The organism is Aeromonas sp. 159 (genome assembly GCF_963862045.1).
GTDB classification, from domain to species: domain Bacteria; phylum Pseudomonadota; class Gammaproteobacteria; order Enterobacterales; family Aeromonadaceae; genus Aeromonas; species Aeromonas veronii.
The window spans coordinates 1-5,855 of record NZ_CAWLMI010000092.1 but is presented as its reverse complement, the minus strand read 5'-3'; the positions used below and the strand labels follow the sequence as shown (position 1 = coordinate 5,855).

Below are 5,855 nucleotides of genomic sequence, written 5' to 3'. Positions count from 1 at the left end.
CGGGCCCGGGCAATCCCCGGGCCCGCGCTGTTTGTGGTGGGGGAGAGGGGGCAAGCCGGTTTCTCACCGTGCGACTCATCCCTGTTTGCTGATTTTTGTCCTGCCAAAGCCGCCGACCCCTGCTATTATCTGCGGCCGAACATGAGCCAATAAAAATCAGGATATCGTGATGACTGACCACACTTTTATTCCCGGCAAGGACGCGGCGCTGGAAGACTCCATCGAACGCTTCCAGACCAAGCTGCAAGCCTTGGGCTTTGATATTGAAGAGGCCTCCTGGCTCAACCCCGTGCCGAACGTCTGGTCGGTGCATATTCGCGACAAAGAGTGCGCCCTCTGCTTTACCAACGGCAAGGGTGCCAGCAAGAAGGCGGCCCTCGCGTCTGCCCTTGGCGAATATTTCGAGCGTCTCTCCACCAACTACTTCTTCGCCGACTTCTATCTGGGCGAGCAGGTCGCCAACGGCGATTTCGTTCACTACCCGAACGAGAAGTGGTTCCCCATCGAGGGTGACCAGTTTCCGGCCGGTCTGCTCGACAGCTTCACCCGCAAGTTCTACAACCCGGACGGTGAAGTGACCGCCGACATGCTGGTGGATCTGCAGTCAAACAACGAAGAGCGCGGTATCGTCGCGCTGCCGTTCGAGCGTCAGTCCGATCACGAGACCGTCTACATCCCGATGAACATCATCGGCAACCTCTATGTCTCCAACGGCATGAGCGCCGGCAACACCAAGACTGAAGCGCGCACCCAGGCGCTCTCCGAGGTGTTCGAGCGCCACGTGAAGAACAAGATCATCGCCGAGGCCATCAGCTTGCCGCTGATCCCGGACGAGGTCATTGCCCGTTATCCGGGGATTGCCGCCTCCATCGCCGCCCTCGAAGCGGAAGGCTTCCCCATTTACAGCTTCGATGCCTCTCTGGGTGGCCGTTATCCGGTCATCTGCGTGGTGCTGCTCAACCCGAGCAATGGCACCTGCTTTGCCTCCTTCGGTGCCCACCCGCGCTTCGAAGTGGCCTTCGAGCGTACCGTCACCGAGCTGCTGCAGGGCCGCGGTCTCAAGGATCTCGACGTGTTTGTGCCGCCGTCATTCGACAACGAGCAGGTGGCGGATCACCACAACCTCGAGACCCACTTCATCGACTCCTCGGGCCTTATCAGCTGGGATCTGTTCAAGCAGGATGCGGACTTCGAGTTTGCCGATTGGGACTTCCGTGGCACCTCGCAGGAGGAGTTCGACCACCTGATCGGCATCTTCCATGAGCTGGAGCAGCCGGTCTATATCGCCGACTACGAGCATCTGGGTGTCTACGCCTGCCGCATTCTGGTGCCGGGCATGTCCGACATCTATCCGGCCGAAGATCTGCTGCTGGCCAACAACAACATGGGCGCCAACCTGCGCGAAGTGATCCTGGCACTGCCATCACTTGATTGGGATGCCGAGCAGTACATGGCGTTGTTTGATCAACTGGATGAAGAGGGGCACGACGAGCGTACCCGTGTACGCGAGCTGCTGGGCATCGCCGCTGCCAAGGGGACCGCGCTGCACACCCTGCGCGTTGGCGAGCTGAAAGCCATGCTGGCGCTGGCCGCCGGTGAGCTGGAGACTGCTCTCGATCTCATCGATTGGACCATGGAGTTCAACCAGTCGGTGTTCACTGCCGAGCGTGCCAGCTACTACCGCGCCCTGCGTGCCTGCGTCGAGTTGTTCCTCGACGAGGAGCGGGATCCGGAGCAGTATCGCGCCGTCTTCACTCGCATGTATGGTGAAGAGACGCTGGCACAGGCATGGGCCAACGCCACTGGCGAAGCACGCTTCCACGGTCTGGAGGCGGCCGACCTGTCGCTCTCCCAGTTCCCGCTGCACCAGAAGCTGCTGGCGGCCTACGAGAAGCTGCAGAAGGCCAAGCGAGCCCATCACTGGGCGTGATTGTTGCTGTAAAGAAAGGGGCCGTGTGGCCCCTTCTGTTTATCGTGCGGCAAGGCAAGGGATTGTTATTCAAAGATGAAATAAAAAACAAAAAATACCCCTAAGGGGGTTGATGGCAGGGCAGGGGATGTGCTGTTGAACTGCAAAGATATCTTGCCAATACCATATTTCCATGCTCTGGAATAAATTCTTTAAAATCATTACATTAAAAATGTGATATTTCTGTTTCAGCTGATACCTGGTGTAAAGTGGCGTAGCCATCGCACTAAAATATTTGTAGTAAAATTACATTCGCACTCTGATAAACTTGATCAATGTCAATTTTGGCTATTTGGCCCTTTGTTATGATTTCAACAGGCAAAACATTCAGGTAGAAAATAATTGAAAGCTGAATCTCCATTCGATTGTCTCAAGCCCGAAGCCATCGCTGCACTGGCTGAAGACATCACCTATGCCAAGGCTACCAAGCCGGCATACAAGGTCATTCCACTGGCCATCACCGCAGGCGCTTTCATCGCCATCGCATTTATCTTCTACATCACAGTGACGACCGGAACCGGCTCCATGCCTTGGGGTATGGCCAAGCTGGTGGGCGGTCTCTGCTTCTCTCTCGGACTTATTCTCTGTGTGCTGCTCGGTGCCGAGCTGTTCACCTCCACCACCCTGACGCTGGTGGCCAAGGCTGCCAATCGCATCAGCTGGGCTCAGCTGCTCAAGAATTGGGGTCTGGTCTACTTCGGTAACCTGATTGGCGGTCTGCTGATGGTGGCGCTGATCATCGTTTCTGCCGAGTACACGGCCGCAGACGGTCAGTGGGGCCTTAACGCCCTCAAAGTGGCCCAACACAAAATTCACCACACCTTCTTCGAAGCGGTGGCGCTGGGTATCCTCTGTAACCTGATGGTATGTCTTGCTGCCTGGATGGCCTTTGGTGCCCGCAGCGCGACTGACAAGGTAGTGGTTATGCTGCTGCCGGTTGCCATGTTCGTTGCATCAGGTTTCGAGCACAGCATCGCAAACATGTTTATGATTCCGGTTGGTATCGCTATCCACAGCGTGGCTAGTCCGGAATTTTGGCAGGCCATCGGCCAGGATCCGGCAACCTTTGCTGACCTGACCGTATCCAACTTCGTCCTACACAACCTCATCCCCGTGACCATCGGCAATATCATCGGTGGTGGCGTGATGGTTGGTCTGACTTACTGGTTTATCTTCCGTCGTCATCATTAAGGATGATTGCGGGATACTACATCAATACCGTGTGAGGTAATGAAAAATGGCAGAACTTAACGAACAGTTCCAAAAAGCATGGGAAGGCTTCGCGGCCGGTGAATGGCAGACCTCTGTCAACACCCGTGACTTCATCCAGAAGAACTACACCCCGTATGAAGGTGACGAGTCCTTCCTGGCTGGCGCGACCGAAGCGACCACCAAGCTGTGGGACAAGGTCATGGAAGGGATCAAAATCGAGAACCGCACTCATGCGCCGGTTGATTTTGATACTGACCTGCCCTCCACCATTACCGCACACGATGCCGGTTATATCGATCAGAGCCTGGAGCAGATCGTTGGTCTGCAGACTGACAAGCCGCTGAAGCGCGCCATCATCGCCAACGGCGGTATCAAGATGGTTAAAACTTCTTGCGAAGTGTACGGTCGTCAACTGGACCCGATGGTCGAGAAGATCTTCACCGAATACCGCAAGACTCACAACCAGGGCGTGTTTGACGTTTACACCAAAGACATCCTGAACTGCCGTAAGTCTGGTGTTATCACCGGTCTGCCGGATGCCTACGGCCGTGGCCGTATCATCGGTGACTACCGTCGTGTTGCTCTGTACGGTGTTGACTTCCTGATGGCCGACAAACTGGCCCAGTTCAAGTCCCTGCAAGCTGACCTGGAAAACGGCGTCAACCTGGAAGCCACCATCCGTCTGCGCGAAGAGATCTCCGAGCAGCACCGTGCCCTGGCACAGATGAAGGTGATGGCTGCCAAGTACGGTTGCGATATCTCCGTACCGGCCAAGAACGCTAAAGAAGCCGTACAGTGGACCTACTTCGCCTACCTGGCGGCAGTCAAGTCCCAGAACGGTGCAGCCATGTCCTTCGGTCGTACCTCCAGCTTCCTGGATATCTACATCGAGCGCGACCTGCAGAAAGGCCTGATCACCGAGCAAGAAGCCCAGGAGCTGATGGACCACATGGTCATGAAGCTGCGTATGGTTCGCTTCCTGCGTACTCCGGAATACGATTCACTGTTCTCCGGCGACCCGATGTGGGCGACCGAGACCCTGGCTGGTATGGGCGTTGATGGCCGTACTCTGGTCACCAAGAACAGCTTCCGTATGCTGAACACCCTGTACACCATGGGCCCGTCCCCTGAGCCGAACCTGACCATCCTGTGGTCCGAGAAGCTGCCGGTCGGTTTCAAGAAGTACTGTGCCAAGGTATCCATCGAGACCTCTTCCGTTCAGTACGAGAACGACGATCTGATGCGTCCGGATTTCAACAACGATGACTACGCCATCGCTTGCTGTGTATCCCCGATGATCGTTGGTAAGCAGATGCAGTTCTTCGGTGCTCGTGCCAACCTGGCCAAGACCATGCTGTATGCAATCAACGGTGGTATGGACGAGAAGCTCAAGATCCAGGTCGGTCCGAAAACCGAGATGGTCAAGTCCGAGTACCTCGACTACAACGACGTAATGGATCGTCTGGACCACTTCATGGATTGGCTGGCCAAGCAATACGTTGCTGCGCTGAACATCATCCACTACATGCACGACAAGTACAGCTACGAAGCCTCTCTGATGGCGCTGCACGACCGTGACGTATATCGCACCATGGCGTGTGGTATCGCTGGTCTGTCCGTAGCCGCTGACTCCCTGTCTGCCATCAAGTACGCCAAGGTCAAGCCGATTCGTGACGAAGATGGCGTTGCCATCGACTTCGAAATCGAAGGCGAATACCCGCAGTTCGGTAACAACGACGCTCGCGTCGATGATATCGCCTGTGACCTGGTTGAGCGCTTCATGAAGAAGATTCAGAAGCTGAACACCTACCGTGGTGCTGTTGCTACCCAGTCTGTTCTGACCATTACCTCCAACGTGGTATATGGCAAGAAGACCGGTAACACCCCGGATGGCCGTCGTGCCGGTGCTCCGTTCGGCCCGGGTGCAAACCCGATGCACGGTCGTGACCAGAAAGGTGCTGTTGCTTCCCTGACTTCCGTTGCCAAGCTGCCGTTCGCTTACGCTAAAGATGGTATCTCCTATACCTTCTCCATCGTGCCGAACGCACTGGGTAAAGATATGGAAGCCCAGAAAGCCAACCTGGCTGGCCTGATGGACGGTTATTTCCACCACGAATCCAACGTAGAGGGTGGTCAGCACCTGAACGTTAACGTGATGAACCGTGAAATGCTGCTGGACGCCATGGAAAACCCGGAGAAATATCCGCAGTTGACCATCCGCGTATCCGGTTATGCCGTTCGCTTCAACTCTTTGACCAAAGAGCAACAGCAAGACGTCATCACCCGTACCTTCACTGCTTCTCTGTAATCGAGACATAGTAAGCAAAAACCGGCGCCAAGGCGCCGGTTTTTTTATGCGTGCGATTCAGGGGAGTAATCATCCCCTGTGAATCGCCTCCAGTTCCATTGCAACCACAACAGGTGTTACTGGGTATTCGAAGAGGATTGGAGGGGCTCACCAGGATTGACCTAAGCCCCGTCTGTAATGCGATTATGCTTTATTCGCGCTCTAAGGGGATAGGCGGTTGCTTTGCCTGCCATTGCATCAGTGTTGCTATGGCTCGTGGAACAGCTGATCAGGTTTAAGGGGTGAACAGAGGCGCCATCGCAGGTATCAAGCAATACCCATAAGCCTGTGACTATGGAATCATTCTCTGCCTCTGCCTCTGCCTCT

At 55.5% G+C, this 5,855-nt stretch carries 3 protein-coding genes; all 3 read left to right on the top strand.

The window, feature by feature from the left end:
• The first annotated feature begins 169 nt into the window (after positions 1–169).
• The 3 genes from ycaO (at position 170) to pflB (ending at position 5,489) form a co-directional block, all read left to right on the top strand.
• Positions 170–1,930, top strand: coding sequence for a 30S ribosomal protein S12 methylthiotransferase accessory factor YcaO (gene ycaO / locus AACR14_RS15085; RefSeq protein WP_005352574.1), 1,761 nt, complete (start codon positions 170–172; stop codon positions 1,928–1,930).
• A gap of 381 nt (positions 1,931–2,311) precedes the next feature.
• Positions 2,312–3,160: a formate transporter FocA gene (focA, locus tag AACR14_RS15080; protein ID WP_005333620.1), complete on the top strand. Its 849-nt coding sequence runs from the start codon at positions 2,312–2,314 to the stop codon at positions 3,158–3,160.
• A gap of 46 nt (positions 3,161–3,206) precedes the next feature.
• The gene (pflB, locus tag AACR14_RS15075) at positions 3,207–5,489 is read left to right on the top strand and encodes a formate C-acetyltransferase (protein WP_005352571.1); all 2,283 of its coding nucleotides are present in this window, start codon (positions 3,207–3,209) and stop codon (positions 5,487–5,489) included.
• Positions 5,490–5,855 lie beyond the last annotated feature (366 nt).